Source organism: Hymenobacter saemangeumensis (assembly GCF_039541835.1).
GTDB classification, from domain to species: Bacteria; Bacteroidota; Bacteroidia; order Cytophagales; family Hymenobacteraceae; genus Hymenobacter; species Hymenobacter saemangeumensis.
The window spans coordinates 561,519-586,456 of sequence record NZ_BAABGZ010000013.1 but is presented as its reverse complement, the minus strand read 5'-3'; the positions used below and the strand labels follow the sequence as shown (position 1 = coordinate 586,456).

General features: G+C 61.0%; 37 protein-coding genes and 1 tRNA gene. 32 read left to right on the top strand and 6 right to left on the bottom strand.

Going from position 1 to position 24,938, the window contains the following annotated elements:
• The first annotated feature begins 2 nt into the window (after window positions 1–2).
• The 24 genes from ABD919_RS06825 to ABD919_RS06710 all read left to right on the top strand — a co-directional run bounded on the left by ABD919_RS06825 (window position 3) and on the right by ABD919_RS06710 (window position 10,448).
• A complete protein-coding gene (locus ABD919_RS06825) occupies window positions 3–215 on the top strand; it encodes a hypothetical protein (protein ID WP_345235030.1) in 213 nt (70 codons plus the stop codon).
• A 3-nt stretch (window positions 216–218) separates the two neighbouring features.
• Window positions 219–572 (top strand): hypothetical protein, encoded by a 354-nt coding sequence (locus ABD919_RS06820; RefSeq protein ID WP_345235028.1) that lies wholly within the window; start codon window positions 219–221, stop codon window positions 570–572.
• Window positions 565–1,200 (top strand): hypothetical protein, encoded by a 636-nt coding sequence (locus tag ABD919_RS06815; protein ID WP_345235026.1) that lies wholly within the window; start codon window positions 565–567, stop codon window positions 1,198–1,200. The genes ABD919_RS06820 and ABD919_RS06815 overlap by 8 nt, the downstream gene beginning before the upstream one ends.
• Window positions 1,201–1,204: 4 nt before the next feature.
• On the top strand, window positions 1,205–1,492 hold the full coding sequence (locus ABD919_RS06810; RefSeq protein WP_345235024.1) for a hypothetical protein: 288 nt from the start codon (window positions 1,205–1,207) through the stop codon (window positions 1,490–1,492).
• Window positions 1,492–2,067 (top strand): hypothetical protein, encoded by a 576-nt coding sequence (locus ABD919_RS06805; protein ID WP_345235022.1) that lies wholly within the window; start codon window positions 1,492–1,494, stop codon window positions 2,065–2,067. Before ABD919_RS06810 ends, ABD919_RS06805 begins: the two co-directional genes overlap by 1 nt.
• A 29-nt stretch (window positions 2,068–2,096) precedes the next feature.
• Complete coding sequence (locus tag ABD919_RS06800; protein WP_345235020.1) at window positions 2,097–2,675, top strand: hypothetical protein; 579 nt, start codon at window positions 2,097–2,099, stop codon at window positions 2,673–2,675.
• On the top strand, window positions 2,644–2,832 hold the full coding sequence (locus ABD919_RS06795; RefSeq protein ID WP_345235018.1) for a hypothetical protein: 189 nt from the start codon (window positions 2,644–2,646) through the stop codon (window positions 2,830–2,832). Before ABD919_RS06800 ends, ABD919_RS06795 begins: the two co-directional genes overlap by 32 nt.
• Window positions 2,833–2,957: 125 nt before the next feature.
• Entirely contained in the window at window positions 2,958–3,089 is a 132-nt protein-coding gene (locus ABD919_RS06790; protein WP_345235016.1) for a hypothetical protein, read from the top strand.
• 42 nt (window positions 3,090–3,131) lie between these two features.
• Window positions 3,132–3,851 (top strand): hypothetical protein, encoded by a 720-nt coding sequence (locus ABD919_RS06785; protein ID WP_345235014.1) that lies wholly within the window; start codon window positions 3,132–3,134, stop codon window positions 3,849–3,851.
• Window positions 3,852–3,931: 80 nt separating this feature from the next.
• Window positions 3,932–4,402 (top strand): hypothetical protein, encoded by a 471-nt coding sequence (locus ABD919_RS06780; protein WP_345235012.1) that lies wholly within the window; start codon window positions 3,932–3,934, stop codon window positions 4,400–4,402.
• On the top strand, window positions 4,399–4,737 hold the full coding sequence (locus tag ABD919_RS06775) for a hypothetical protein (RefSeq protein WP_345235010.1): 339 nt from the start codon (window positions 4,399–4,401) through the stop codon (window positions 4,735–4,737). Before ABD919_RS06780 ends, ABD919_RS06775 begins: the two co-directional genes overlap by 4 nt.
• Window positions 4,738–4,755: 18 nt before the next feature.
• Window positions 4,756–5,016, top strand: a complete 261-nt coding sequence (locus ABD919_RS06770; protein WP_345235008.1) for a hypothetical protein — start codon at window positions 4,756–4,758, stop codon at window positions 5,014–5,016.
• A gap of 17 nt (window positions 5,017–5,033) precedes the next feature.
• Window positions 5,034–5,207, top strand: coding sequence for a hypothetical protein (locus ABD919_RS06765; protein ID WP_345235006.1), 174 nt, complete (start codon window positions 5,034–5,036; stop codon window positions 5,205–5,207).
• A gap of 11 nt (window positions 5,208–5,218) precedes the next feature.
• Window positions 5,219–6,247 carry a hypothetical protein gene (locus ABD919_RS06760; RefSeq protein WP_345235004.1) on the top strand — a complete coding sequence of 343 codons (1,029 nt, stop codon included), beginning with the start codon at window positions 5,219–5,221 and terminating at the stop codon, window positions 6,245–6,247.
• 11 nt (window positions 6,248–6,258) lie between these two features.
• Entirely contained in the window at window positions 6,259–6,693 is a 435-nt protein-coding gene (locus tag ABD919_RS06755; RefSeq protein WP_345235002.1) for a hypothetical protein, read from the top strand.
• A 4-nt stretch (window positions 6,694–6,697) separates the two neighbouring features.
• Window positions 6,698–7,114, top strand: a complete 417-nt coding sequence (locus ABD919_RS06750; RefSeq protein WP_345235000.1) for a hypothetical protein — start codon at window positions 6,698–6,700, stop codon at window positions 7,112–7,114.
• Window positions 7,115–7,122: 8 nt separating this feature from the next.
• The gene (locus ABD919_RS06745) at window positions 7,123–7,371 is read left to right on the top strand and encodes a hypothetical protein (protein ID WP_345234998.1); all 249 of its coding nucleotides are present in this window, start codon (window positions 7,123–7,125) and stop codon (window positions 7,369–7,371) included.
• A 2-nt stretch (window positions 7,372–7,373) separates the two neighbouring features.
• The gene (locus ABD919_RS06740; protein ID WP_345234997.1) at window positions 7,374–7,796 is read left to right on the top strand and encodes a hypothetical protein; all 423 of its coding nucleotides are present in this window, start codon (window positions 7,374–7,376) and stop codon (window positions 7,794–7,796) included.
• Window position 7,797: 1 nt separating this feature from the next.
• Complete coding sequence (locus tag ABD919_RS06735) at window positions 7,798–8,154, top strand: hypothetical protein (protein WP_345234995.1); 357 nt, start codon at window positions 7,798–7,800, stop codon at window positions 8,152–8,154.
• A 1-nt stretch (window position 8,155) separates the two neighbouring features.
• A complete protein-coding gene (locus ABD919_RS06730; protein WP_345234993.1) occupies window positions 8,156–8,329 on the top strand; it encodes a hypothetical protein in 174 nt (57 codons plus the stop codon).
• A gap of 2 nt (window positions 8,330–8,331) precedes the next feature.
• Window positions 8,332–8,889, top strand: coding sequence for a lytic transglycosylase domain-containing protein (locus ABD919_RS06725; protein WP_345234991.1), 558 nt, complete (start codon window positions 8,332–8,334; stop codon window positions 8,887–8,889).
• 57 nt (window positions 8,890–8,946) lie between these two features.
• Window positions 8,947–9,438 (top strand): hypothetical protein, encoded by a 492-nt coding sequence (locus ABD919_RS06720; protein WP_345234989.1) that lies wholly within the window; start codon window positions 8,947–8,949, stop codon window positions 9,436–9,438.
• A gap of 27 nt (window positions 9,439–9,465) precedes the next feature.
• A complete protein-coding gene (locus ABD919_RS06715) occupies window positions 9,466–9,966 on the top strand; it encodes a hypothetical protein (RefSeq protein ID WP_345234987.1) in 501 nt (166 codons plus the stop codon).
• Entirely contained in the window at window positions 9,963–10,448 is a 486-nt protein-coding gene (locus ABD919_RS06710; protein WP_345234985.1) for a hypothetical protein, read from the top strand. The genes ABD919_RS06715 and ABD919_RS06710 overlap by 4 nt, the downstream gene beginning before the upstream one ends.
• Window positions 10,449–10,527: 79 nt before the next feature.
• Here ABD919_RS06710 and ABD919_RS06705 read toward each other — a convergent pair whose 3' ends face one another.
• The 3 genes from ABD919_RS06705 to ABD919_RS06695 all read right to left on the bottom strand — a co-directional run bounded on the left by ABD919_RS06705 (window position 10,528) and on the right by ABD919_RS06695 (window position 12,288).
• Window positions 10,528–11,691 (bottom strand): site-specific integrase, encoded by a 1,164-nt coding sequence (locus ABD919_RS06705; protein WP_345234983.1) that lies wholly within the window; start codon window positions 11,689–11,691, stop codon window positions 10,528–10,530.
• Between the two features lie 70 nt (window positions 11,692–11,761).
• Window positions 11,762–11,834: transfer RNA gene (locus ABD919_RS06700), tRNA-Met, on the bottom strand.
• An 82-nt stretch (window positions 11,835–11,916) separates the two neighbouring features.
• Window positions 11,917–12,288: a VOC family protein gene (locus ABD919_RS06695; protein WP_345234982.1), complete on the bottom strand. Its 372-nt coding sequence runs from the start codon at window positions 12,286–12,288 to the stop codon at window positions 11,917–11,919.
• A gap of 125 nt (window positions 12,289–12,413) precedes the next feature.
• On the opposite strand from ABD919_RS06695, the gene ABD919_RS06690 reads away from it, so the two are divergent.
• From ABD919_RS06690 to ABD919_RS06670, 5 genes are all read left to right on the top strand, one after another.
• On the top strand, window positions 12,414–12,965 hold the full coding sequence (locus ABD919_RS06690; RefSeq protein WP_345234980.1) for an SRPBCC family protein: 552 nt from the start codon (window positions 12,414–12,416) through the stop codon (window positions 12,963–12,965).
• 226 nt (window positions 12,966–13,191) lie between these two features.
• The gene (locus ABD919_RS06685) at window positions 13,192–14,466 is read left to right on the top strand and encodes a TCR/Tet family MFS transporter (protein ID WP_345234978.1); all 1,275 of its coding nucleotides are present in this window, start codon (window positions 13,192–13,194) and stop codon (window positions 14,464–14,466) included.
• A gap of 132 nt (window positions 14,467–14,598) precedes the next feature.
• Window positions 14,599–15,183 carry a DUF4269 domain-containing protein gene (locus ABD919_RS06680; RefSeq protein ID WP_345234976.1) on the top strand — a complete coding sequence of 195 codons (585 nt, stop codon included), beginning with the start codon at window positions 14,599–14,601 and terminating at the stop codon, window positions 15,181–15,183.
• A gap of 52 nt (window positions 15,184–15,235) precedes the next feature.
• Window positions 15,236–15,490, top strand: a complete 255-nt coding sequence (locus ABD919_RS06675) for a hypothetical protein (RefSeq protein WP_345234974.1) — start codon at window positions 15,236–15,238, stop codon at window positions 15,488–15,490.
• A gap of 129 nt (window positions 15,491–15,619) precedes the next feature.
• Window positions 15,620–17,728 (top strand): M13 family metallopeptidase, encoded by a 2,109-nt coding sequence (locus tag ABD919_RS06670; RefSeq protein WP_345234972.1) that lies wholly within the window; start codon window positions 15,620–15,622, stop codon window positions 17,726–17,728.
• A 95-nt stretch (window positions 17,729–17,823) separates the two neighbouring features.
• Here ABD919_RS06670 and ABD919_RS06665 read toward each other — a convergent pair whose 3' ends face one another.
• The gene (locus ABD919_RS06665; protein WP_345234970.1) at window positions 17,824–18,672 is read right to left on the bottom strand and encodes a pirin family protein; all 849 of its coding nucleotides are present in this window, start codon (window positions 18,670–18,672) and stop codon (window positions 17,824–17,826) included.
• A 192-nt stretch (window positions 18,673–18,864) separates the two neighbouring features.
• On the opposite strand from ABD919_RS06665, the gene ABD919_RS06660 reads away from it, so the two are divergent.
• Window positions 18,865–19,932: an NADH:flavin oxidoreductase/NADH oxidase gene (locus tag ABD919_RS06660; RefSeq protein WP_345234968.1), complete on the top strand. Its 1,068-nt coding sequence runs from the start codon at window positions 18,865–18,867 to the stop codon at window positions 19,930–19,932.
• Window positions 19,933–19,955: 23 nt separating this feature from the next.
• On the opposite strand, the gene ABD919_RS06655 is transcribed toward ABD919_RS06660, so the two are convergent.
• Window positions 19,956–20,474 carry a DinB family protein gene (locus tag ABD919_RS06655; protein ID WP_345234966.1) on the bottom strand — a complete coding sequence of 173 codons (519 nt, stop codon included), beginning with the start codon at window positions 20,472–20,474 and terminating at the stop codon, window positions 19,956–19,958.
• A gap of 343 nt (window positions 20,475–20,817) precedes the next feature.
• On the opposite strand from ABD919_RS06655, the gene lysA reads away from it, so the two are divergent.
• The gene (gene lysA, locus ABD919_RS06650; RefSeq protein WP_345234964.1) at window positions 20,818–22,020 is read left to right on the top strand and encodes a diaminopimelate decarboxylase; all 1,203 of its coding nucleotides are present in this window, start codon (window positions 20,818–20,820) and stop codon (window positions 22,018–22,020) included.
• An 82-nt stretch (window positions 22,021–22,102) separates the two neighbouring features.
• Here lysA and ABD919_RS06645 read toward each other — a convergent pair whose 3' ends face one another.
• Entirely contained in the window at window positions 22,103–22,519 is a 417-nt protein-coding gene (locus tag ABD919_RS06645) for a SpoIIAA family protein (RefSeq protein WP_345234962.1), read from the bottom strand.
• A gap of 232 nt (window positions 22,520–22,751) precedes the next feature.
• Here ABD919_RS06645 and ABD919_RS06640 point away from each other — a divergent pair, with 232 nt between their 5' ends.
• Window positions 22,752–24,809 carry an ExeM/NucH family extracellular endonuclease gene (locus ABD919_RS06640; protein ID WP_345234960.1) on the top strand — a complete coding sequence of 686 codons (2,058 nt, stop codon included), beginning with the start codon at window positions 22,752–22,754 and terminating at the stop codon, window positions 24,807–24,809.
• Window positions 24,810–24,938 lie beyond the last annotated feature (129 nt).

Sequence of the window (24,938 nt, the reverse complement as noted above, 5' to 3'; positions counted from 1 at the left end):
GGATGGCAGACGAGCAGGCCCCCGCTGCAGAGCCACGGCGAAAAGCGGCCGTGGTATCGATGCGCTTCCGCAACGAAAAAGAGGCAGAAGAATTTTTCGAGGTGCTGACCTACCGCATGGACAAAGGCAAGTCGAAAGATGCCTCCGACTTTATCCGGCAAATGTTCAACTACTTAAAAAACGACCCCCACGGGGACTTTAAAACTGGCCGCTGAACGATGGCAAAAAAAGTAAACCTGAAGCCCAGCAGCCACGCTGCCCCTTCCGACGACATACCAGCCGGCATGGTGCTGGTAGCGTCCGCGCAACTAGACAAAATCCGTGAAACGGTGAACACGCTCACGGCTCAGAAAGCCGAGCTGGCGCAGAAGTGCAGCGAGTACAGCGCCGACCTAAGCACCATTATCAACTGCCTGGCCGTGCTGGGGCCGATTGTCGGAGACGAAGGGCTGAGCGTGTCCAGCGTCATGCGCCTCGTGCAGAAGAAAGACGAGCTGGCGGCTAAAATGGCCCCGATGATGGCCGTAGTAAACAAATACACGGCAGCAGCTGCCGCCCCTCACAATGCCTAAAGCAAGAGCAGTAGACTTGGCCGACGTGCTGGCCCAGGGGACCGAAGCCGTAAACACTGGCACCGCGTCCGACTTCGCACCCGATGTGCAGCCAACCCCGGAAGCCAGCAGCAGCCCGGATGATTTCGGCCCCGAGCCGGAAGAAGTAGACGCGCAAGAGGTGTTTACGGCCGGCGACGACGACGAGACCGAAACAGCCGCGCCCACGCCAGAAGACGCGCTGAAGTCGGCCCGGCGCATCATCTCGTTTGTAGACAACCTCCAAAAGCCCTTTTTGGTCAGCGCCTACAAGCGCAGCGTTCTGTGGCCAGGGGACGAGGAAAAGCTAACCGAGTTCAACCGGCAGCGTGCCGCCCGGGGCAAATACTCCCTGCAGGACGCGATAACCGAAGATTCCGACTTCTACCAGGTCTCGAAACGGGCCGAAGAATTCTTTGCGCTGTGCGAAGCGGCCCCGTTTACCGACGACGAAAAAGACAGCCTGGCCGGCCCGCTGTCCGAAGTACTGGAAAAGTACACGAGCCTGCAGCTTACGCCTGAAATGGCCCTGCTAGCAGCCGTAGCAATGGTGATGCTGCCCCGCGTGGCCCCCCTCATTCCCGCATTCCGCAAAGGTTTTACCCTGTAAACAGATGAAAAAGCTACTTGTATTAGCTGCGGCCTCGCTGGGGCTGGCAGCCGTAGGCAGCAGCCCGCAGCCTACACCAGTCGAGCAGGGCCCCACCACGAGCAGCACCACTGCCCAGCGGGAAGCGCCCAGCAAGCGCCAAACCAGTAAGCCCGCCGAGTCAGCCACCCAGGCCACGGCCCCAGTACAGCGGCAGTGGCGGCGTAAGCCCCGGCGCACGGCTGGCGGGGCGATATACAACCAGCCGCGCCGCTGCCGGTATGGAAAGGCGCGTTGGGTAATGATGGGGTAATGAGCAAGACGCGCGGCCACATTGCGGGCCTGATTGTCGGCCGGAAGCGTACCGGAAAAAGCACCTACGCCAACGCCGTAGCCGTGAAGTACGCCAAGGCCCACCCCGATAAAAAAGTGCTGATTATCGATGTAAACGGCAGCCCCGCCTACGCAGAGCATCAACTAATCGACCGGGCCCTGTTTGTGCGCTGGAAAAAGGGCGTAAAGCGGTTTTACGAGTCCGACCACGACGCCATGTTTGCTTTCATCAGCAAGCATTTCCGAAACGGGCTCATCATTTTCGAGGATTGCACCAAGTACATAAAGCCCAACCCCAGCCAGCAGGTGAAAGAGTTTCTGGTAGACCACCGCATGTGGGATACCGACCTGTTTTTCACCTTCCACAGCCTGATTCGAGTACCAAAGTTTTTTTGGGAAATGACCAGCTGGGTAGTGCTCAAAAAGACCCAGGACGAAGAAGCCGAGATACTGAAACGGCCGATTCCCAACAAAAAAGAAGTGCTGGCCGCATTTCGCCGCGTGATGGCTGCGAAAAGCGAGTTTGCCAACGAAACGGTAGAAACCCTTATATGACGCAGTTTTTCAGCCTTTTCTTTAGCGAATTGTTCCGACCGTGGGGCTTCCGCTCAGGTCGGGACTATTTCGCTACGGTGCTGGGGCTGAAAACAGCCTTTTTCGCCCCGGCTAAACTGGCAATGCTGGCCCTGGCCCTGGGCCTTACCGTGGGCTTCTTTGAGAAGTGGATATGGAACCCACCCGGCGCTGCTTTCCTGATACTGGGAATGGACCTGGTAAACGCCTGGTACGGGTATAAAGCAAACAAAGCCCTGCGCGGGGAGCCCTTCTCGCTGCGAAAGTTCACCCGCACGTTTGCCATTATGGTAACCGATATGCTGGGCTTTGCTATGCTGCACCACGCCATTAACTTTTACCCCTGGTTTACGACCGCAGGCGACGTGCTATTTTCCTACTACTTCACCACCAAGCTAACCGATATCTGGGGCCACTGGAAGGAAATGAAGCTGTCTAAAGGGGAATTTGTCGGCTTGCTGATAGCCCACATCAGCGGCATGTTAGCAGGGCTGCTGAAAAGCAGAGCAGCAGCCGAAGTAGTAGACGCTGTGCAGGACCACTTACCCCCGCCCACCGATGAGCAGCAGCCAGAGCCGCCCACTCCCTAAAGCACGCACCCGGGCCGAGCTATGCGACGAGCTAGGGGTGGAGAAGCGCACGTTTGGGCGCTGGCTGAAGCTGGCCGGCATCACCCATCGGCGCCGCGTACTGACGCCCCGCGAGGTAGCCCAGTGCTGCGCGTACTTGCTAGCAACGGCCGTTTAAGTGGTTGAAAACGGCGAAAGTGACAGAAAGCGACACGAAACGCGAGGCGGGAAAGGCCGAGGGTAGGCAGCGGCTGTAATGTTGAGTCTAATTCAACGGAGCCCCTTTCACCTCACTACTTACAAATGAAGCTCAACTGGTACACCGTAGCCGCTGCCGTGCTGGCTGGCGTTGTGGTTCTCCTGATTCAAGAATACGCATTCAAGCGCACCGTGAACGACGGGGTAATTGAATCGAAGCTGTTTTTTCAGGAATAGCCACTCCAAGACCTAAAAACACTTTTTTATTACAGACGACAGATGAAAAACCTCATCACATCGATGCAAGCGCTGGCCACCCTGGCTGCGCTGGGGGGCAACCAAGAGCGGTACGCCAACGCTACCGGCAGCGCTGGCGGCATGGTGCCGTACACCGGGCAAGGTGACCCCACGCTAGCCATTCCCGGCCAAATCAAGAATTTCGCGGTAGAAGGGCACATTAACCACCAGGTTTCCTTCACCATCAAGAATACGGCAATGGCTGCGCGGGAAGTGGTGCTGTTCCCGGGCTACAACCTGGGCAACCAGGACGTACGGCCCGGCCAGATGACCGACGGCGAATTTTACGACCGCAACGGGCAAGTGGGCCTGCAAGCCTACAGCACGAATGCCCGGGTAAAACTCATTGAAATCCTGCAGTTCTTCAAGGAAAACCCGACCCGCGTTGTACAGATGCGGATTCAGACCAACAAGGACGAGCAACTACTTAACACGATTGAGCTGCAGCGCCTGGACATTTTCAAGGCCCAGGGCAGTGATACCATCACGCCTTCGACCTACATTGGCTCGAACAGCTTCAACACGAATATCGTGACGTTCGATACTGATTTCCAGATTGACGACCGTTCGGATATTCTGACCACGATTGCCCCCGACTCGACTACGACCTACACGCTGTTTTGCGGTGCTACGCTCGACAAGTCGCAGGAGCTGGCGGTAAAAGCCGCCATTGGGAAGCAAGGAGCACAGATGCTCTACTAAGCGCGATTCGCGCCACTGCCTCATTGAGAAAAAGGCCCGGCCAAACGTGCCGGGCCTTTTTTGATTCTACGTCTTACGCCATGCACACCCTAACAACCGAACAGCGCGCCACCTGGCAGGAACTGGAAAACCTGATAACTACGGCCCCTGCCGCCGTGCAGGAGCTGATGGCAGATTTTGGCTGCGCGGTGCCGCCCAGCGTGGAAGCGTTGGTGCTGCTGCAGCAAGTGCGCGGGGAGTCGTTTACCGACGAACTATTTATTCTGCTGCGCGCCAGCCAAGCCCAAGCGGCCGGCCGGTTTGCTGGGTTTACCAGCCCCGGCACGGCCACCCCGCAGCAGCGGACCGGCTTCGGAAAACTGCTCGATAGCTTGTACAACATCATCAAAGGGCAGCCCACCAGTGCGGGCAGCGCGGCTACGAGCACCACCACCGACCCCGAAGCGCCCGAAAAGCGCATTCTGGGCCTAGCGCAGCCGGTCTTTATTCTGGCGTGCGTGGTGCTGCTGGCCCTGGTTGCCGTGGTGGTGGTGCACAAAATGAAAAAGTGAGCAGCCCGCTAACCATCGTGCGGCAGCACGGCCCGACCGAGTGGCTGGCTACGGTGGACATGCTTACTGGCGTGCTTCGCGTGAACGGCAGCCGCTGGGACGCGCTGAAGCCGGCCCATCGGCGCTTTTTCGAGCTGCACGAGCTGGCGCACTACCAGACAAAAAACGCAGACGAGTTGCTAGCCGACCGCCTGGCCTTTGCCACCTTCATTCAGGAGCGCCACCCCGCCCGCGAAGCTTACAACGCCCTGGCCACCGTGCTAAACCCGGCCGTGCCGGAACACCGCTTGCGACTGGATTTCATGAAACGCCGAGCCGCTCGACACACCGCCTAATCCTTCAACTTTTTACCCATGCCTCAATTCTTTATTCTGCGCTGCGAAGAAGCCATCGCACTTAACACGCCTTTTACTGCTACCGTGAACGGGGAACAGCAGGGCATCAGCTTGCAGCAATGCCAAAAGGTCATTTCCTACCGGGGCAAGCTATCCACAGCGGCCCGCCCCCAGTTCGACGGATTGCCTATTGCAAACCAGCTGGCCTTAGGGGCCACCGTTGACCTGTTTGCAACGGTTGAAGTGCCCGATATCAACAATCCCGAGGGGAATAAATAACCTAAAACGCACCAACAATGGCCACTAAAAAAACCAAGGCAAAGCCCGCTAAAAAGGCTAAAAAGCCGCGCAAAGCCCCCTTTAAAATGAGCGCAGCCGATGCCAAAACCGTGCGCGGCCTGCTGGCCGATGTGCGGAAAATCGGGCTCAAATACCGCCGCAGAGGCAAACAACTGGGCCTCGGCCTCTAAGAACCACGACAATGCCACTAGAACAAGGAACGAGCACGGGCAGCGGCAGTGGCTGGCAGCAGTTTGCGGCCGGCACATCGTCAGGCTTCAACATGCAAACCGGGCAAATCCCCGCCTGGGACGCCAAGTTGCATTCCCTGCTGGGCAGCGATGCCAACAGCAGCGCCGGGATGATGGGCGGTAAAATCGGCGGGGCCATCGGGGGTATGTTCGGCGACACGGTGGGGGGCTGGGCAACCGGCGTAGGCAGCCTCATTGGCGGCTGGTTTGGCAGTGGGCTGAATGCAGAAGATAACGACGCCTTAAAAAGCTCGCAAATCGCACAGGTAGCGCAGCGGTCCGGGGTAGAGCCCGGGTTAATTTCTGCCGTGATGGCGTGGGACCAAGGATATACAAACCACGACTTCGAAACGGTAATTAATTACATGCTCGACAGCCAAGAAAACACGGAACGAATGATTCGTGGCTACTTGGAAGAGACCAACAAGAAACGGCGCGACGAGCTTACCAAAATAAGCGGTCAAACCGGGCTGAGTGTACCTTTTTTGGCGCAGCTGCTGGAATACGAGTCGAAGCTTTCCCGCAACAGCGTAGAAAAGGTACTTGGCTGGTGGAATGCGGCCCGGAAAAACGCGCCCGATAATGCCCACGGCTACCGGGCTTACCTGGCGCAGAACTTTACCGCGTCCCTGCCGCGCATTAGCGCCTTTACCGGGCTTCCGCAGAACATTCTGCCCGGCTTGCTGGAGCACGAAATGAAGCTGCACAACAAACCGGCTGAACAAGTGCTGGAATGGTGGAGCGGCGACCCGGCCAACGCGGCTGCCAATGCCCGCAGCTATACCGAAATGCTAGCCCAGAACGGAATAACGGCAGGCGGCGTGGCACCGGGGATGGCTCCGAGTCTTTCCGCACGGCAAGGGGGCAACACAAGCGCCAGTACGCCAGATGCGGAGAAGGGCAAAACAACCCTGTACGCCAGCATCGGGGGCGGGGTGCTCCTGCTTATCGTTCTGGCCCTGGTATTCCTTAAAAAATAAAGCCAGCTGCAATGTCATTTTCTGACTCGTTTAACAACTTCATGACCTCCAAGGGCGGGCAGTTAGCGGTAAGCACCGCAACCAACCTGGCCAACGGGCAGAGCTGGCAGCAGCAGGCGGGTACCGTAGCGGGCACCCTGACCAACAACCCCCAGGCGGGGAACTTGGCCGGGGCCTTGCTGCAAAGCCTCAACACCGGCACCGCTTCGCCGGGCCAAGTGCCCCGTTTGGAAACAGGCAGCGCAGGCAGCACCGATGTACTGGAAAAGTACATGCAGGCGCAGTACCAAGCCCCGCTGAGCCAGTGGCCAGCCCAACCCCACCCGCAGCCCCAACCCACCCAGGGCCCGCAGCCGGACAAGGAAAAAGACCATTCCACTGCCTATGCCCTGGCGGGTGGCGGCGCCTTGCTGCTGCTCCTTATCGTTCTCATTTTAAAAAAGTAACCCAATGCTTAAATCAGAAAACCTCTATGAAGAGGAAGGGGGCGCAGGCGACTACCAGCCCACCGTACCGGCGTCTACTCCGTACCTCGAAGGCGCGCCCCCGGTAAAAGGCGGCATTGTGCCGCCCCAGCCGTCGGTAATAGAGCCCGTGAACCCGATTCGCCCGCTGGCTACTGTCTCGGCTACGCCCGTAGAGCCCGTGAACGTGCCGGCGTCGGCCACCATCCGAACCGCTGCAGCCGATGCCGGCACGGCCGGGGACCCCGAATATTCGGACGCCGACGCCCCAACGGTGCAAGAGCTGGCCGACCTGGTAGACAAAGCCAACAAAACAAAGCAGTGGTACCAACAGCCGGCCGTACTGGCCGGGGGCGCAGTGGCCGTGGTGCTGCTGGTGGTGCTGTACCTGAAGTTTAAATAAACCGCGCTATGCTACTGGTAAACTGGTTAAAGCCGAGCGCGAACTACAGCTACAACAGCAACCCGAGCGGCTACCCGCTGGGCACTACCGCCATTGTAGAGCCGGGCAAGGTGACCTATTTCGGCCCCGACCAACTGCCGGAGGAACAAGCCTATGTCTCGGAGCTGGAAGCCCAGCGCGCACGGGCAGGCTGGCTGCGCGTGATTGCTGCGGTGCTGATTCTCGCCGGCTTGTGGATGGTGTATAAAAAGAAGTAACAATGAACCTGACGACCATCTTCGCAAACAAGCCCCTGCAAATTACCCTGGTGGTAGTAGGGCTGGTTGTGGCCATTTATTGGTACGGCAAAAAAGCGGGCGATGACAAAAAGAAGTTTGACCCCGAGCTACCCAATTCTGGCTCAGGTATTCCCCAGGGCTGGGACCCCATGCCCCGGGTGCGGCGCTTGCATGAGGTGATGGCCGGCGTTTTTACGCCCAGCTTGTCAAAGGAAGCCGAATGGCGCATGAACCTGGCCTTAACCAACGACCAATTAACGGCGGTGTATGGGGCCTTTAATCGGGCGTACTGCACAAGCAACGATGAAACGCTAACCACTTGGATAGACGACGAATTCGGGGCACCCTTCAACAGTGCGAAACCCGCGCTACTAAACCGGCTTCGCAGCCTTAACCTGAATTAAGATGATAGGACTTCCCATCGTGGGCGCCGGCCTGCTCGTGCTGCTCATTGCCAATGCTAAAAAGAAGAAAAAGCCGGACGCCGGGGTAACAACGCCCCCGGTGAAATCGGCCCCGGTCAAGAGCCAGGTAAAAACCGGCGCAGCGGCCCCCACAAAATCTGTAAAACTGCCGGCAGCGCTAACGCCCCGGCCCATAAACGGGGGTGGAAAAACCAACGTGGAAGGCCCGGGTAAATACGTCAAGATGGAATCCATCAACCAGGTGTTTGATAGTGGCTACGGTCCAAATCCGAACATATTCCAAGCCCCTGTGACCGCGAACGGCACCACCTACACCCACATTCCTTATAAGAAATAGGATGGACAAGGTTTTTGAATTTTTCGACTCCAAACTAATTGCCGACTTGAAAGAAGGAAAGGCCCCGGAAGTTCCGGTGGCCTTTTCTGGCAAGGCGCTGGTTGACCTGAGCGCTGCTCTCTTTTTTACGGCGCTGGCTATTCTGCTGGCTTCTCACCTTCTTAAAAAACTGTAGCCGTGAAACTATCCTTTGAAGAATACGTGCCCGCCACCGTGCGGGCCGCTTTCGTGACCAAGGTGCGGCAAGTAGCCGAGCGCCTGAACGTAAAGCCCGACTGGTTGATGGGGGCGATGTACTGCGAAAGCGGGTTTAATGCCCAGGCCGTAAACCGCTTTAGCGGGGCTACCGGCCTGATTCAGTTTATGCCGAAAACGGCCGCGAACCTGGGCACCACCACTGCCGCGCTGGCGGCAATGCCCGCCGTGCAGCAGCTCGACTACGTGGAAAGGTATTTCCGCAGCCACGCGACACGCTTGCGGCAGGCAAAAGACTGGCTGGACCTGTACCTGGTGGTATTCTACCCCGTGGCCGTGGGCAAGCCCGATAGCTACGTGCTGGGCAGCCAGACGCCGGGCACCCCCGCCCAAAAAGCCGCGATGATAGCCAAGATAGCCACGCAAAATGCCATTTACGCGAAAGAAGGCGTGGTGACCGTCGGCAGCATTCGCGCCCATTTCGAGAAAAAGCCCGCTTTCGTTGCCCTGAAAAAAAAAGAGCCGGCCGCTACCGTCTAGCCGGCGCGGTTGTGCTTCTCCTTGTCATCATCAGCTGGCGCCACCGCCGCCGCCTTTATGCACACTTCGCCCCGCACCGCTAACGCCATTTTACTAGCCGAGCGCTACCACCGCGCCATTCTCCGCCTGCCCGACCCGGTAACGCCAGAGCCGGAAGGCCCCTTTGAAAACGAAGAAGAACGGTACTGGTACAATTTGCTGAACTCGGTTCGGCAGTTGGATTTCACGCCACCGAAACAAGACCGGCCGTTTGGCTTCAGCTTGTGGCCTATTGTGGACGGTGACCCGATGAGCGGCTACGGGGTAGAAACGAAAAGCGTCAATGCCGGCGGTTACTTTCTGGACGCCATACAGTTTGAACCATTGCAAGGCGCCCTGTCCGGGGAAACGGAACTGTGCATCATTGACGCACCAGGCGGCTCGATTGGCTCTATCATTTATGCTGCAGAGTATAATAATCAGTCGTTAAGCCTGACCTACCACGACCCGGTAAATGGCCTGCACTACACGATTGAGAGTAAGTTCAAAGTAGCCATCAATCTGCCCTGAGCGGAGCAAAACCGCCCATTTTCAGGTATGCACATTACGCCCCGAACGGCCAATGCCATTTTACTTGCTGAGCGCTACCACCGGATTCTGCTCGGGATGCCCCAGCCCGCAGAACCGGAGCCGGAAGGCCCCTTTGAAAACGAAGAGGAACGGTACTGGTACAGTCTGCTGAACTCTGTTCGCAGCCTTTCGGCACCGCCCCCAGCGTATGGGTATTACCTGCCAGCCATGCAAGCATTCCCTTGCACTGGGGCAGGCATTACCTGTGCCACTGTCGATAATGACTACGGTTTTCAGGGCATCTTGGGCCTGCAGTTTGCGCCATTGCCAGCAAACCGGCTAACCAACCAGGTAAAAACCATGGAGCTGGAAACGGCGGGCCAAACCATTGGCACCGTCTTTTTTGATGAGGCTTACACGGGCCGGCCAATTAGCGTCATGCTGCTCAGCGAATACTTGCCCCAAATAGGGTACGGCTGGTTTACCATCAACTGTGAAGAAGGAATTTTCCCCATTGGAACCATATGAGCCAAGCAAAATCTTACCTGCATTTAAGCGTTCCGTTTTTCGTGGGCTTTCGGCGCAACAACCCGGGCAACCTGGCCAAGAGCAGTCGAAATTTCCCCGGCATCGTGGCCAAGCCCGATACGGGCAGGGGCAATAAGTTTTTTGCTTTTGCCTCGGTAGCCCACGGCTTCCGGGCCCTTATTGAAGTGCTGATGGTACGCATTAGCACGCCGCGCACCAACACCATTCGCAAACTGGGGCCAGTCTATGCCCCGCCCCACGAGAACGATACAGCCGCTTGGGTGAAAACGGTAGCGAAGTACGCCGGCATGAATCCCGACACCCCACTAACAGTGGATAAGCAGGTAATTAAACGGCTGGCGCTGGCCATCATCAAAAAAGAAACCGGGCTAAAGCAGAAGCACGGCAACACGGTGGCCACGTTCAGCGAAGAGGATTTTGAAGATGGGTGGGCGCTGCTGCAGGCCCCGCCCCTGGCATAGCCGGTAGGTTTGATTGCATAAAGAAGAAATGAAAAAAACCCCGGCCTGATAGGTCGGGGCTTTTTCGTTGTGGCCACAATCAAAAATCCGGCATCGCATCTACTTCCGCGCCATCGTGCAGGGCACCCAGGCCACGTAGGTAAGTAGCCGTAATGCCCGCGTGCGCGTGCCGGCAATGCCGGCGCACTAGTTCAATGTCGCGGGTAGCCAGGTACAGGTTAATTGCGCCCGTATGCTTGTAACTGTAGACCGTTAGATTTTCCTCGGCCAGCCCTACGGCTTCGAGAATATCGCGGTGGCGTCGAGCAAAGTAGTTCTTACCCAGCGGCACAGGGCCCGGCTCCTGCATTTTCGTGAACACATAAAAATCAGGTGGAAAGCTACGCAGCTTGTGGGCCTGAATCACCTTTTCCAGCTTGGTTGGAATAGCTACGTGCTCTGCCTTGCCATTTTTCGCCCGAGCCCCAGGCACTAGAATGGTATCGGGAAGCAAGTCGCGCACGCGCAGCAACCGCAGCTCACCGCCCGACCTGATAAAACAGAAGTAGATAAAGCAGATAAATAGCAGCAGCTGGTGTTCGCCCCGCCGCTCCAACTCGGCCCGGATGAGCTGCCGCTGGGCCTCGGTATAGGGCTGATGCTGGGCCGAATCGGTAACCCGGCGCCGCTCCACGCCCTGCACGGGGTTTTTGTCAATCACTTCCAGCTTTATAAAGAACTTATAGACGCTGGCCAGGGTGTCGCGGTAACTGTTGTACGACTTGGGCCCGAAGCTGGGGCGATTGGAAAGCAGCGTCATAAACTCTAAGACGTGCGTAGGCTTTACGAGCCGGAACGGCATCGACGCCAACGCCGGGGCGGGGTTTTCCTGCAGCCGTTTTACGAGTCGCTGGTAATCTTCTCCCGAACGGCCCGGCCCCGAGCTGGTTTTGTTGAACATCACAATCTGCACGGCTTCCAGCACCGTTCCTTTGTGAATGTCCAACCCAGCAGCCACCGTAGGGGCCGCGCCAGCCGTGTAGCCCTGGGCCAGCAGGGCTTTAATCTCAGCCAGCTTTTTTTTAGCCACCCGCTGCCGTTCCCGCAGCGTGGTGTACTTGTTCATGCCAGTATACTGCTTTCGCACATATGCTTGCTTGTCGCTGTCCCAAATGCGGTAATCAATAAACCACCGTTTCGACATGTCGCCGCCGTGGTCGGCTAGGCGGGGCTCATAGTCCGGCGTGCCTGTTGGTTGTGACATTCTTGTGAGAATTGAAGCGCAGGACGTAAAAAAACCGGCCTAGCGTTGCCGCTAAGCCGGTTTCCTAAGGTAGCGGGGACAGGACTCGAACCTGTGACCTTTGGGTTATGAGCCCAACGAGCTACCAACTGCTCCACCCCGCACTGTTTGTGACACAAAGGTAAGGCAAGTTTTTCGGGAAAACAAAGCCCAGTGGCTTAAAACTGCTGCACAAGGGCTAGTAGCCTAGCTTACAGGCTGGAATTTAAAGTGAGGGTTTTCGATAATGCCCAGCACATTGCCAAAAGGGTCCAGCACGGTGGCCACCCTGATGCCCTCCCCTACTTCCTGGACGGCCTGATGGACTTGCGCGCCTAAGCTGATAAGTCGCTCGAAAGCGGCCTGGGCGTCGGGCACGCCCCAGTAGGTGAGCGGGCCAGCGGGGCTGGTGGCGGGGGCAGCGTCGGGGTCGAGGCCCAGTTCGAAGCCGCCCACGCTGAAGCCTACATAATAGGGCTCGTCGAAGTAGGGCGGCTGGCCGAGTACCTGGGTGTACCAGGCTTTTACTTCGGCTAGCCGGGGCGCGGGATAGATAACGGTGCGGAGTCCTTGGAACATGAGGAGGGGCTTGATAAATGGATAAGCAAAGCAACGAGTTATTTTACTAAATACAATAGCTTTTTGGATTGAGTTATTAGATAAAAGAACTACCTTTCGGCACCAAAACACTAAATTTATTCGCCATGAAAAACCTTAAAAAACTTGGTCTTGCTCTCCTGATAATCATTGCATTATTAACGATAGCGGGCTTTTTCCTGCCGCGACAGGTACACGTAGAACGCTCGCTGACGATAAAGGCCGCACCGGCAGCAATTTTCACGGAAATCAACACCGTGCGCAGCTGGCCCCGCTGGTCGCCCTGGCACGGGCTCGACCCGCAGATGCAGGTTATCTACAGCGGACCGCCTTCCGGGGAAGGCGCGGGGTACTCCTGGACCAGCGCCAACTCTAATGTGGGCAACGGCACGCTGACGGTAACGCGCAGCCAGCCCTTTGAGCGCATTGACATCAGCATGGACTTCGATGAAAACGGCACAGCCACCGGCAGCTACCTGCTGCGGCCTGCGGGCCAGGGCACCCGCCTTACCTGGACCATGGATACGGACCTCGGGGCCAACCCCCTGGAGCGCTACCTGGGGCTGTTTCTGGACAAGCTGGTGGGCGCCGACTTCGAGAAAGGCCTTGCCAACCTGCAGAAGCTGGTTGAGGCTCCGGCTGCTACGGCGCAGCGCTAGCCCATCCGCATTGCCTTTAAGCCAACTGAGTTGCTGGCACTCCATACCCGGAATAGCGCCCCTCTGCTTTGCCCCCATCTATCAAGCTTTTGCACTGCAACTTAGCGGGGATGGCCGGGCAGGCAGCGCCGCTGCTCTATTTTGCTGCTTCAAACCCTGATGCAACCCCGCGGGGCTCCGATACGCAGCTGCGCTGGCGCTCCTATTGCTTCCTTACCAAACAGCTATGTCCGACAAGCGTACCGCGGCCCTGGGCTTCATTTTCGTCACCATTCTGATTGATGCAGTTGGCCTGGGCATCATTATACCGGTGCTGCCTACCCTCATCCAAAAGCTCACCGGCGAAGGGCTGAGCCGGGCCTCGCAGTACGCCGGGGCGCTGATTTTCGCCTATGCCGCGGCTCAGTTCTGCTTTGCGCCCGTGGTGGGCGCGCTTAGCGACCGGCTGGGGCGGCGCCCCGTGCTGCTGACCTCGCTGCTGGGCCTGGGCCTCGACTATGTATTCCTGGTGTTTGCCCCCAGCATCGCCTGGCTGTTTGTGGGGCGCATTATTGCCGGCATCACCGGGGCCAGCTTCACCACGGCCACGGCTTACATCGCCGACATCAGCACGCCGGAGAAGCGGGCCCAGAACTTTGGGCTGGTGGGCGCGGCGTTCGGGCTGGGCTTCATTATCGGCCCGGTCATCGGCGGCTTCTTTGCCGGGTACGGGGCGCGCGTTCCATTCATGGTAGCCGCCGGCCTGAGCCTGCTCAACTTCCTCTACGGCCTGATTATCCTGCCTGAGTCGCTGACGCCGGAGCGGCGCCGGGCCTTTGAGTGGCGCCGGGCCAACCCCATCGGCACCTTGCTGCAGCTGGGCCGCTACCCGGCCATCCTGGGGCTGGTGGCGTCGCTGGTGCTGGTGTACCTGGCGGCTTCGGCTACGCAGTCGGTGTGGACGTTCTACACCATGCTCAAATTCGGCTGGACGGAGAAGCTGGTGGGCTTGTCACTGGCCATGGTGGGCCTGTGCACTGTGGTGGTGCAGGGCGGCCTGGTGCGGGTGGCCATTCCGCGCCTGGGCGTGCGACGGGCCATTCTGGTGGGCATGCTCTGCTACGCCGCTGGTTTTGTGCTGTTTGCGCTGGCCACCCAGGGCTGGATGATGTTTGCCTTTACCGCCCTCTACTGCCTGGGCGGGCTGGCCGGCCCGGCACTGCAAGGTACCATCTCGGGTCAGGTGCCGGCCAATGAGCAGGGCGAGCTGCAAGGAGCCCTCACCAGTCTTATCAGCGCAACTGGGGTTGTGGGCCCCCTGGTGATGACCAACCTGTTTGCCTTTTTCACCAAGCCGGGCGCCCCGGTGCACTTTCCAGGGGCTCCGTTTATGCTGGGTGCCATGCTCACCCTGCTGAGCGTGGTGCTGGCGTTGCGCTCGCTGCGGCGGCACCCGCCGGTGGCCCCGGCGCTGGCTCCGCTGCCGGAAGATGCCGAGCTGGCGCTGACGGCCGGGCACTAAGGCGGCCTGTCGCGCAGTACAGCGAACGCTGCGAGTCCGCGCGGCTGAACGTTCACACGGGCGGACTCGCAGAGTCCACCCTACCCGAATCGTGAGCCCCGAAGCCACTTGGAACCAACCGATTTACATCCCATGCCCGACTGGCTCGACCTGACCTACCTGCAGCGGGGCAGTCCCCGGCAGCAGCACACCTACGCCGTGTTGCAGCGCCTGAGCCTGTGGCCCACGCTGCAGGCCTACGGCCCGGTGCTAACCGGCACCATTCCGCTGGGTATAGACCTGCCCGGCAGCGACGCCGACGTGATATGCGAGGTAGGCCCCCCGGTCCAAACGGAATTTGCGCGGCTGGTACAGGAACGGTACGGCCAACAGCCCGGCTTCCAACTAAGGCAGAAAAACATTGGCGGGCACGACACCATCGTGGCCGGCTTCGTGGCCGACGGCCTGGCGGTGGAGCTGTTTGGGCAGCCGCTGCCTGCCCTCCAGCAGAATGCCTACCGGCACATGCTGGTAGAGCACGCCATCCTGGCAGCGGGCGGCGCGCCCTGGCGGGAAGCGGTTGTCAGCCTTAAACGGCAGGGGCTGAAAACCGAGCCGGCCTTCGCCGCTTTGCTGCAGCTGCCCGGCGACCCCTACCAGGCCCTGCTGGCGCTGGAAAGCCTGTCGGCATCAGCGCTAGCCGCGCGGCTGGCCGGCCGCGAGCTGCCGGCCGGCTAATCCTTTCGACCCACTGGCGCGTAGTGACCAGGCTCCACCTGCCCAACCTGCCATGCCCCTGCACGCCCAGCTCGACGCTAAGCTCCGCAAGCTTTATGAGCCTTCCACCAGCATCGACGACGTGTTTCGGGGGCACGACATTACCTTCGTGACCAACGAGGCCGGCGAGCCGGTTACCCTGTTTATCGGCCAGCGCAAGCCCAACGGCCACATTGCCGGGCAGCGCTACGTGCGCACCATCAAGCGCGCCCCTGATGGCGGGGTGCTGTCCAGCCACTGGGACCTGAAAGGCACTTCGCGCGGCTAAAAAGCAGGGAACGAGGCCCGTCGAAAATATGCTTCGCCTGGTAAACCCTTTCGGGCCAGCCGAACTTATTCGCTTATCCACGGGGTTAAAATCCCTGCTACTCTCTTTTTCCCACCATTACCGTCTTCTATGACCAACCGCAAGTACTTGTTGCTCGCTGCCGGCGCCTTCGCAGGGCTGTTCAGCGGCTGTGCCACTAGCTCGGCACCGACCACAGCTACGGCCCCGGCCCCTCCCTCAACTCCCGTGGCTGCCGCCCCCGCCAGCATGCCCGGCATCGGCCTCGACCCGGAAAACATCGACAAGTCGGTGTCGCCCTGCGACGACTTTTTCCAGTACGCCTCCGGCACCTGGCTGAAGAACAACCCCATTCCAGCGGCGGAGTCGCGCTGGAGCTCCTGGAACACGCTCATCAACCAGAACGAGGCCGTGATGCGCGGCATTCTGGAGGAATCGGCAGCTGAAACCACGGCCCCCAAAGGCAGCAACCTGCAGAAGGTGGGCGACTACTACGCCACGGCCATGGATTCGGCTGCTATCGAAAAGGCGGGGCTGAAGTTTCTGCAGCCCGAGCTGGCCCGCATTACGGCCGTGAAAGACCTCAAGAGCCTGCAAAGCCAGCTGGTGCGCCAGCAGCTGCTGCAAACCCGCTCGGTATTCAACATGGGCGTGGCCCAGGACCGCAAGAAGAGCGACGAGTACGCGCTCTACCTGTCGCAGGGCGGCCTGACGCTGCCCGACCGCGACTACTACCTGAAGGACGATGCCCGCAGCCAGAAAATCCGCACGGCCTACACGTCCTACCTCACCAACATGTTCCGTATGCTGGGCGACAGCGAAGCGGCTGCTTCGAAAAATGCCGCCGCCGTGCTGCGCCTCGAAACCCGCCTGGCCAAGGCCAGCAAGGACCGCGTGGCCCTGCGCGACCCGCTGGCCAACTACAACAAGATGAGCGTGGCCGATGCCCACAAGCAGTACCCCAACCTGGGCCTGCCCGGCATGCTGACGGCCCTGGGGCTGAGCACGGCCAAGCAGGTGATTGTGCGGCAGCCCGAGTTCCTGAAGGAAGCCAGCGCGGCCCTGAAGCAGGAGCCGCTGGCCGACTGGAAAACCTACCTGCGCTGGCACGTAGTATCGTCGCTGGCGCCGGCCCTGCCCAAGGCCTACGTGGATGAGTCGTTCCGCTTCAGCCAGGTGCTGAGCGGCGCCAAGCAGCAGCAGCCTCGCTGGAAGCGCATGCTGCGCTCGACCGACAGCGCCCTGGGCGAGGCCTTCGGCCAGCTGTACGTGGACAAGGCCTTCACGCCCGAAACCAAGGAAAAGGCGCTGGTGATGGTGAAGAACATCAAGGAAGCCATGGGCGAGCACATCCGCGGGCTGGAGTGGATGAGCAAGGAAACCAAAGCCGAAGCCCTGAAAAAGCTGGACGCCTTCACCGTCAAAATCGGCTATCCCGACAAGTGGAAGGACTACTCGGCCCTGAGCATTTCGCGGGAGTCGTACCTGAAAAACGTGCTGGCCTCCCGCGAGTGGGAAACCCGCGACAACCTGCAGCACCTGGGCAAGCCCATCGACCGCACGGTGTGGGGCATGACGCCGCCCACGGTGAACGCCTACTACAACCCGAGCATGAACGAGATTGTGTTCCCGGCCGGCATCATGCAGCCGCCGTTCTTCGACCCCAAGGCCGACGACGCGGTGAACTACGGCGGCATGGGCGCCGTCATCGGCCACGAAATCACCCACGGCTTCGACGACCAGGGGCGGCAGTCGGATGCCGAAGGCAACCTGCGCGACTGGTGGTCGCAGCAGGATGCAGCCGAGTTCACGAAGCGGGCCGACATGGTGGGCTCGCAGTACTCGGCCTTCCAGCCCCTGGACTCGGTGTTTGTGAACGGCAAGCTCACCATGGGCGAAAACCTGGCCGACTTCGGCGGCCTGGCCCTGGCGTTCTCGGCCCTGCAAAAGCAGCTGGCTAATACCTACGGCAACGGCCCCCGCCCCATTTACGACGGCTTCACGCCCGAGCAGCGCTTCTTCCTGGCCTGGGCCCAGGTGTGGCGCACCAACGCCCGCCCCGAGTACCTGCGCCAGCAGGTGCTCACCGACCCGCACTCGCCGGCCCAGTTCCGCACCAACGGCCCGCTGATGAACATGCCCGAGTTCTACAAAGCCTTTGGCTGCCAGGACGGGCAGAAAATGGTGCGCAAAGACGCGGAGCGCGCCAAAGTGTGGTAGGCTGCCCGGTTATTTTTTAGTTAAAAGTGAAAAGTGAAGAGTTAAAAGGCAGAACGTCTTTTTAACTCTTCACTTTTCACTTTTAACTCACTACCCTACTCCTGCCAGCGCCCGAACAGGCCGGCCTGGTAGTCCCGGTACGCCTGCTGTATCTCGGCTTCGCTGTTCATCACGAACGGCCCGTAGGACACCACCGGCTCATTGAAGGGCAGGGCGTGGCCCAGCAGCAGCACGCTGTCGGCCAGGGCTTCAATCGGCAGCGCGTCGCCGTCGTTATTGAACTCGACCAGCTGCCGCGACTGGGCCTCGGTGCCGTTCACGCGGAGCTTGCCGGCCACCACGTAGAAGAAGATATTTCGCTCGGCTGCGATGGGCAGGGTGATAAGGCTGTTTGTGCGGAACTCCAGCCAGGCCAGCTGTACGTCGGCCAGGGGCTGAATGGCTCCTGCGGCTCCCTCCCACTGGCCCGAAACGGCGTGGATGACCACGCCCTCCTGGGCCCAGACGGGTATGTCGTCGCGCTGCAGGCCAATGTAGCGCGGCTCGGTCAGCTTGTCCTTGGCGGGCAGGTTCACCCAGAGCTGCAGGATTTCGAGCGGGCCGCCTTGCCGCTTAAAGTTGTCGGAAGACACTTCGGCATGAATCAGGCCCCGGCCGGCCGTCATCCACTGAATGCCGCCGGCCTCGATAACGCTTTCGTGCCCGCTGCTGTCTTTGTGCAGAATGTCGCCCTCCAGAATAAAGGTGACGGTTTCGAAGCCCCGGTGCGGGTGGGGCCCGAAAGGCAGTCCATTGTTTTTCGGCGGGTACGTCTGCGGCCCGTGGTGGTTGAGAAACAGAAACGGGTCGATGTGCTCGACGGAGGCCGTGGGCAGCGCCCGGTAGGTAATCAGGTCGGCAATGGGGGCGCTGATGGCGCGGTGCTGCTTCTTAACGGTGCGCATAAACGGCAAAGGCTGGTACGGTACTTTGGTGAGGATACGGATTACGGAGAACTTTAACCGGGAAAACGCGACGGATTCATGCCAAGCCTGCTGGCAAAGTAACTGCCGCCGGCTGCCGGCAGTACCACCTGCTGCCATAACTCGTACCACCATACCGCAGTTTAGCGTTTCTACTCGTTTGCTACCCCTTCTATGTCGGCCCTTTTCCAACCCCTTACCCTGCGCAGCCTGACGCTGAAAAACCGCATCTTCGTGTCGCCCATGTGCCAGTACAGCAGCGTCGATGGATTTGCCAACGACTGGCACCTGGTGCACCTGGGCAGCCGCGCCGTGGGCGGGGCGGGCCTCATTATCTGCGAAGCGGCGGCCGTATCGCCCGAAGGCCGCATCAGTCCCGACGACCTGGGCATCTGGCAGGACGCCCACATAGGCTTTCTGCAGCGCATCACCGCCTTTATCGACGCCCAGGGCAGCGTGGCCGGCATTCAGCTGGCCCATGCCGGGCGCAAGGCCAGCACCTACAGCCCCTGGAAAGGCCGCGGCGCCGTACCCGCCAGCGCAGGCGGCTGGCCGGTGGTAGGCCCCGGCCCCCAGCCTTTCGACACTTCCTACCCCCAGCCGCAGGCCCTGACCCTGGACGGCATCCGGCAGGTGGTCGACGACTTCCGCGCGGCAGCTCGCCGGGCCCGGCAGGCCGGGTTTCGGGTAGTGGAGCTGCACGCCGCCCACGGCTACCTGCTGCACCAGTTTCTGTCGCCGCTCAGCAACACCCGCACCGACGCCTACGGCGGCTCGTTCGACAACCGCACCCGCCTGCTGCGGGAAGTGGTAGCGGCTACCCGCGAGGTGTGGCCGGCCGAGCTGCCCCTGCTGCTGCGCCTCTCCGCTACCGACTGGACCGAAGGCGGCTGGACCGCCGACGACTCTGTGCGGCTCTGTGCCCAGCTGGGCAAGCTGGGGGTCGACTTTATCGACTGCTCCACGGGCGGCAACGTGCCCCAGGCCTCCATTCCGGTGGGCCCCGGCTACCAGGTGGCCTTTGCCGAGCGCATCCGCCGCGAAGCCGGCCTGCCCAGCGGCGCCGTGGGTATGATTACCAGCCCGGCCCAGGCCGAAGCCATTGTGGCCAGCGGCCAGGCCGATGCCGTGCTGCTGGCCCGGGAGTTTCTGCGCGAGCCCTACTTCCCACTGCTGGCGGCCCAGGAGCTGGGCGAGGAAATGCCCTGGCCGGTGCAGTACGAGCGGGGCCGGCCGCGGTAGCCGGGCCGGGTAGCGACGGGGCTTTACGGGGCGGCCTGCAGCACCCGCACCGTTACCAGCAGCTGGCCTACGTGGCGCATGGTGTGCTCGGCGGCGTGCGTGAGCAGGCCAATGTGCGTGGACGGCACCTGGGCGCGACCCACGCCCCGCACTTCGGTGAGCGTGGCCTCGGAAGTGCCGCGCAGCTGCGCCAGCGCGGCTTCTACCTCCCGGCTGAAGCGCTGCACCAGCTGCGCCCCCGCGTCGGGGCCGGCTACGGGCTCGTTTTCGGCTTTGAACTGCGTGAGCTGCGCTTCGCTGAGCGTCTCAGCCCGGGCATAAGTCAGCAGCCGGTTGAGCACGCCGCTGAGGTGCTGCAGGTGAAAAGCCGGGGATGCCAGCCCGGCGGGCTGCTCGTTGAGCTTTTCCTCGGGGAAGCCGGCCATCAGGGCCTGCACCTCTTCGCGGGCTTGCAGCAGGGCGTGGGCAACGGGCTGGAGCAGGGGCGGCACCGCGGGCACCGGCCCGCGCAGCCATACTTCGAGAAGCGGAGCAGAAGACATGAGAAGAGCAGAATGGACTGAGCCTGCGGCTAACAATCCGGCGGCTGGTAATGATTTGCAGCCAAAATAAGACCGCGGAACACTCATCTGCACCCTCCGGTTTTTTACCCCATGATTTTCCTTTTGTACGCGCCGGCTAGTGTTTGTACTCCCTATTGAACTTTTTATACCATCTGGACAGAGTATAACTAGAGCTGGGGCTACGGCAAGGGCGGTTTCGGCCCGTGCGCACATGGGCTGGCAATGATGCTGCCCTCGCCTTTTTTGCCGAACAGCGGGGGCACTAAACCGCGCCGGTTTTGTTTATAGCCCTCCGGCCGGTGGCCGGGGCTACTTTTGCGCTATGAATTCACCTATTGCTCAAGCCCTCCGGGACGCAGCCGCGCAGTTCGGCACCCCGCTTTATGTGTACAATGCCGAGACAATAACGGGTCAGTATAAAAAGCTGAAAGCGGCCTTCGGTGGCCACCCCACCCGGTTTTTCTACGCCTGTAAAGCCCTGAGCAATGTGTCCGTTCTGCGCCACATGCGCGCGCTGGGCGCGGGCCTCGACTGCGTGAGCATCAACGAAGTGCGCCTGGGCCTGCACGCGGGCTTTGCACCCGACGACATCATCTTCACGCCCAACGGCGTGGGATTCGACGAGCTGCTGGCCGCCAAGGAGCTGGGCGTCAACCTCAACATCGACAACATCTCGCTGCTGGAGCGCTTCGGTGCCCGGTTTGGGGGCTCCTACCCGGTGTGCATTCGCCTCAACCCCCACATTGAGGCCGGCGGCAACTACAAGATTTCCACTGGCCACATCGACAGCAAGTTTGGCATCAGCATTCACCAGCTGCGTCACCTCGAGCGCGTGGTGAAGGGCACCGGCCTGCAGGTGCGCGGCCTACACATGCACACAGGCTCCGAAATCAAGGACGTGGGCGTGTTCCTGCGCGCCCTCGAAGTGCTGTTCGACGCCGCCGGCCGCTTCCCCGAGCTCGACTTCCTGGACCTGGGCTCGGGCTTCAAGGTGCCCTACAAGCCCGGCGACCCCGAAACCGACGTCAGCTCCCTGGGGGAGCAAGTGGCGGCGGCGTTCAAGGGCTTTGAGCAGGAGTACGGCCGGCCGCTGGAATGCTGGTTTGAGCCCGGCAAGTACCTCGTCAGCGAGAGCGGCTGGCTGCTGGTGCAGGTGTCGGTGGTGAAGCAAACCACGGCCACGGTGTTTGCCGGCGTCAACTCGGGCTTCAACCACCTTATCCGGCCCATGTTCTACGACGCCTACCACCACATCAGCAACCTGAGCAACCCCGACGGGCCGGAGCGACTGTATACCGTGGTGGGCAACATCTGCGAAACCGACACCTTTGCCTGGGACCGCCTGCTGCCCGAAGTGCGCGAGGGCGACCTGCTGGCCTTCCACAACGCCGGCGCCTACGGCTTCGAGATGAGCAGCAGCTTCAACTCCCGGCAGCGCCCGGCCGAAGTACTGCTCGAAGACGGACAAGCCCGCCTCATCCGCCGCCGCCAGACCTTCGAAGACCTGCTGGCCGGGCAGGAATAATGTTTTTCAGTGAACAATGAGCAATGAACAGTAAGCAAGGCCTCTCTGCTTGCTCACTGTTCATTGCTCATTGTTCACTCAATTACTTCTGCGCCAGCAGCCAGGCGATGGCCTCGTCTTCTTCTTCAAAGTTGTGATACTGGTGCTTTAGGTCGCGGGTGGCCAGCACCACCTTGCTCATGGCCAGCCGGGCAAATACGTCGTGGGCCAGCAGCACGGCACCGTAGCGGTAGCCGTTCTCGTTTACCGCCGCCGGCAGCCATTCATTTACCATCCATTCGGTTTCGCGGGGCGTGAAGCTGCTCATCAGCCGCTGGTTGACCAGGGCCCGGTTCCAGCCGCGACGGCTCATGGCCTGGCGCAGGTGGTTGAGCAGCGCCCGGAAGTCGGCTTCGGCGCGGTGGCCGGGGTTATAGTCCAGCCGCAGGTAGCCGGCCGGCACTTCCCAGATGCGGCCTGCGCCATTTTCGAAGTAAACCGTGCGGGGGGACTCGGCCATCAGCAGCTGCGCAATATAAAATAAATGGGACCCGGTGGGTGCGGCCGGACGGTGGCAGCGCCCGCCTGCCGGGCAGTTGGCGCTAGCAACCGCTATGCCCGGTGGGATGTTTTTGGCTGGAAAAAAGTGAGGCCGGCACTTATGCGCCAGCTGCCGGGTTTGGGGGCCGCTGGCGATTACTGCCGCTCTGGTAGCTTTGCCGCCCTTGTTCCCACTTTTTTCACGCGCGCTCTTGCTTCGACTTCTTCCCATCTTACTGCTGGCCTTCTCGGCGGCCTCCCCGGCCTTTGCCCAGGCTGTTACCCCCATTGGCACTATTCAGGGGAGCGGCGGCACGGCCACGGCCGGCCCCTACACCATTGAAGCGGTGGTGACCGGCGTGTACCCCGACCTGAGCCCGGCGGGCTTCTACGTGCAGAACACTGCCGCCGACTCCGACAACGACCCCAGCACGTCCGATGCCCTGTTTGTGGTGCTGTCCACGCCCGGCGTGGCGGTGGGCGACCGGCTCAGCATCTCGGGCACGGTACAGGAAAACGGGGCCGCTCCCTCCTACGGGCAGGCAGTGCTCCACAGCCCCAGCATCACGCTGCTCTCCAGCGGCAACGCCCTGCCGCCCTTTGCGCTGCTCAGCAACCCCACGCTCACCGGCCTGGCAGCCGAGCGCTACGAGGGCATGCTGGTGGAGTTTGCCAGCCCCCTCACGGTGGCCAACGTGGACGGCCTGCGCAGCCGCGGCGAAGTGACCTTATCCACCGATGGACTGGTGTACCACCCCACGCAGGTAGTGGACCCCAACGACGACCCGGCCAGCGGCACCGGCAGCAGCGGCAGCAGCAACGTGCCGGCCGTGGTGGCCTACGCCACCGCCAACGGGGCCAAGTCCATTCTGCTCGACGATGGCAGCTCGCTGCCCCTGCCCTTCCCTGTTCCTTACCTCGACGCCGCTACCCAGACCCTGCGGGTGGGCAGCACCACCACGGGCCTGCGCGGCATCCTGGGCTATGGCTTCAGCCGCTACCGCCTGCAGCCCCTGCCGGGGGCCAACGCTCCGGCGTTTCAGGTGCTGCGCCCGGCGGTGCCCACCTTCAGCGCCATCGATGTGAAGCTGGCCAGCTTCAACGTGCTTAACTACTTCAACGGCGACGGGGCCGGGGGCGGCTTCCCCACCTCGCGCGGGGCCGCCACGCCGGTCGACTTCGAGCGGCAGCGCAGCAAAATCATCACGGCCCTCACCCAGATGAACCCCGACGCTGTAGGCCTGATTGAGATTGAAAACGACGGCGTGGGCCCGGCTTCGGCCATTCAGGACCTGGTGAACGGCCTGAACCAGGTGCTGGGCGCGGGCACCTATGCCATCATCAACGACGGCGCTGCGCGCCAGGCCAACACCAGCGACCTTATCCGCTGCGCCATCGTCTACAAGCCGGCGGCGCTCACGCCCGTGGGCAACGTCATGCTGGGCTCCGGCCCGTTTGAGCGGGCCCCCATTGCCCAGCTGTTCACCGTGAACCGCACCGCCGCCCAGGACACCTTTGCCCTGGTGGTCAACCACTTCAAGTCCAAGGCCAGCGGCAGCGGCCTCAATGCCGACCAGGGCGACGGCCAGGGCCTGTCGAACTACCGCCGCAAAACCCAGGCCACGGGCCTGCTGCAGTTTATCAACACCATGGTGCTGCCAGCCGGGGTGCGCCACGTGGTGAGCGTGGGCGACTACAACGCTTACTTCGAGGAAGACCCCATGGACATCCTGCGGGCCGGCGGGCTGATGGTGATGGGCAGCGCGGCGGGCAGCTCCTACGTGTACGACGGCCGCAGCGGCTCGCTCGACCACGCCGTGCTCTCGCCCAGCCTGCTGGGCCACGCGGCGGTGGAGAAGTGGCACATCAATGCCCAGGAGCCCAGCTTCCTGGAATACAGCGTAGCCGGCGCGGCCACCGATGTCAACAGCCCCTTCCGCTCCTCCGACCACGACCCGGTGCTCATTGGCCTGAACTTCCGCACCACCGTAACCGGCACGGGCCCGGCAGCAAGCCGCCCCAGCCTGGCCGTGTACCCCAACCCCGCCGAGGGCGGCTTCGGCCTGCAGCTGAGCGGCATCGCGGCCGCTGCTCCATTAGCCGTGGAGATACTATCAGCCCAGGGCCGGCCGGTGCTGCGGCTGCAGGGCAGCGCCGCTGAGCTGCAGCACGAGCTAACCCGGCGTTCGGCCACGCTGACGCCCGGCATGTATCTGCTGCGCCTCAGCGGCGCCGGCCATCGGCTGAGCCAGCGGGTAGTGAAGCTGTAGCTTTGGGGTTGCTGGCTTCTGGTTTCTTGTTGCTAGTTTCTTGTTGCTGGTTGCTTGTTCTTGATTATTGTTTTTCTACGTTGACCTGCTGCTTTTTTCATTAAGCATACTCACCCCACGTGAAGACCA

Excerpts from the sequence above, each read along its gene's own strand:
- ABD919_RS06825 (WP_345235030.1), top strand. The coding sequence starts at position 3 with ATGGCAGACGAGCAGGCCCCCGCTGCAGAGCCACGGCGAAAAGCGGCC.
- ABD919_RS06820 (WP_345235028.1), top strand. The coding sequence starts at position 219 with ATGGCAAAAAAAGTAAACCTGAAGCCCAGCAGCCACGCTGCCCCTTCC.
- ABD919_RS06815 (WP_345235026.1), top strand. The coding sequence starts at position 565 with ATGCCTAAAGCAAGAGCAGTAGACTTGGCCGACGTGCTGGCCCAGGGG.
- ABD919_RS06810 (WP_345235024.1), top strand. The coding sequence starts at position 1,205 with ATGAAAAAGCTACTTGTATTAGCTGCGGCCTCGCTGGGGCTGGCAGCC.
- ABD919_RS06805 (WP_345235022.1), top strand. The coding sequence starts at position 1,492 with ATGAGCAAGACGCGCGGCCACATTGCGGGCCTGATTGTCGGCCGGAAG.
- ABD919_RS06795 (WP_345235018.1), top strand. The coding sequence starts at position 2,644 with ATGAGCAGCAGCCAGAGCCGCCCACTCCCTAAAGCACGCACCCGGGCC.
- ABD919_RS06790 (WP_345235016.1), top strand. The coding sequence starts at position 2,958 with ATGAAGCTCAACTGGTACACCGTAGCCGCTGCCGTGCTGGCTGGCGTT.
- ABD919_RS06785 (WP_345235014.1), top strand. The coding sequence starts at position 3,132 with ATGAAAAACCTCATCACATCGATGCAAGCGCTGGCCACCCTGGCTGCG.
- ABD919_RS06780 (WP_345235012.1), top strand. The coding sequence starts at position 3,932 with ATGCACACCCTAACAACCGAACAGCGCGCCACCTGGCAGGAACTGGAA.
- ABD919_RS06770 (WP_345235008.1), top strand. The coding sequence starts at position 4,756 with ATGCCTCAATTCTTTATTCTGCGCTGCGAAGAAGCCATCGCACTTAAC.
- ABD919_RS06765 (WP_345235006.1), top strand. The coding sequence starts at position 5,034 with ATGGCCACTAAAAAAACCAAGGCAAAGCCCGCTAAAAAGGCTAAAAAG.
- ABD919_RS06760 (WP_345235004.1), top strand. The coding sequence starts at position 5,219 with ATGCCACTAGAACAAGGAACGAGCACGGGCAGCGGCAGTGGCTGGCAG.
- ABD919_RS06755 (WP_345235002.1), top strand. The coding sequence starts at position 6,259 with ATGTCATTTTCTGACTCGTTTAACAACTTCATGACCTCCAAGGGCGGG.
- ABD919_RS06750 (WP_345235000.1), top strand. The coding sequence starts at position 6,698 with ATGCTTAAATCAGAAAACCTCTATGAAGAGGAAGGGGGCGCAGGCGAC.
- ABD919_RS06745 (WP_345234998.1), top strand. The coding sequence starts at position 7,123 with ATGCTACTGGTAAACTGGTTAAAGCCGAGCGCGAACTACAGCTACAAC.
- ABD919_RS06740 (WP_345234997.1), top strand. The coding sequence starts at position 7,374 with ATGAACCTGACGACCATCTTCGCAAACAAGCCCCTGCAAATTACCCTG.
- ABD919_RS06735 (WP_345234995.1), top strand. The coding sequence starts at position 7,798 with ATGATAGGACTTCCCATCGTGGGCGCCGGCCTGCTCGTGCTGCTCATT.
- ABD919_RS06730 (WP_345234993.1), top strand. The coding sequence starts at position 8,156 with ATGGACAAGGTTTTTGAATTTTTCGACTCCAAACTAATTGCCGACTTG.
- ABD919_RS06720 (WP_345234989.1), top strand. The coding sequence starts at position 8,947 with ATGCACACTTCGCCCCGCACCGCTAACGCCATTTTACTAGCCGAGCGC.
- ABD919_RS06715 (WP_345234987.1), top strand. The coding sequence starts at position 9,466 with ATGCACATTACGCCCCGAACGGCCAATGCCATTTTACTTGCTGAGCGC.
- ABD919_RS06710 (WP_345234985.1), top strand. The coding sequence starts at position 9,963 with ATGAGCCAAGCAAAATCTTACCTGCATTTAAGCGTTCCGTTTTTCGTG.
- ABD919_RS06705 (WP_345234983.1), bottom strand. The coding sequence starts at position 11,691 with ATGTCACAACCAACAGGCACGCCGGACTATGAGCCCCGCCTAGCCGAC.
- ABD919_RS06695 (WP_345234982.1), bottom strand. The coding sequence starts at position 12,288 with ATGTTCCAAGGACTCCGCACCGTTATCTATCCCGCGCCCCGGCTAGCC.
- ABD919_RS06690 (WP_345234980.1), top strand. The coding sequence starts at position 12,414 with ATGAAAAACCTTAAAAAACTTGGTCTTGCTCTCCTGATAATCATTGCA.
- ABD919_RS06685 (WP_345234978.1), top strand. The coding sequence starts at position 13,192 with ATGTCCGACAAGCGTACCGCGGCCCTGGGCTTCATTTTCGTCACCATT.
- ABD919_RS06680 (WP_345234976.1), top strand. The coding sequence starts at position 14,599 with ATGCCCGACTGGCTCGACCTGACCTACCTGCAGCGGGGCAGTCCCCGG.
- ABD919_RS06675 (WP_345234974.1), top strand. The coding sequence starts at position 15,236 with ATGCCCCTGCACGCCCAGCTCGACGCTAAGCTCCGCAAGCTTTATGAG.
- ABD919_RS06670 (WP_345234972.1), top strand. The coding sequence starts at position 15,620 with ATGACCAACCGCAAGTACTTGTTGCTCGCTGCCGGCGCCTTCGCAGGG.
- ABD919_RS06665 (WP_345234970.1), bottom strand. The coding sequence starts at position 18,672 with ATGCGCACCGTTAAGAAGCAGCACCGCGCCATCAGCGCCCCCATTGCC.
- ABD919_RS06660 (WP_345234968.1), top strand. The coding sequence starts at position 18,865 with ATGTCGGCCCTTTTCCAACCCCTTACCCTGCGCAGCCTGACGCTGAAA.
- ABD919_RS06655 (WP_345234966.1), bottom strand. The coding sequence starts at position 20,474 with ATGTCTTCTGCTCCGCTTCTCGAAGTATGGCTGCGCGGGCCGGTGCCC.
- lysA (WP_345234964.1), top strand. The coding sequence starts at position 20,818 with ATGAATTCACCTATTGCTCAAGCCCTCCGGGACGCAGCCGCGCAGTTC.
- ABD919_RS06645 (WP_345234962.1), bottom strand. The coding sequence starts at position 22,519 with ATGGCCGAGTCCCCCCGCACGGTTTACTTCGAAAATGGCGCAGGCCGC.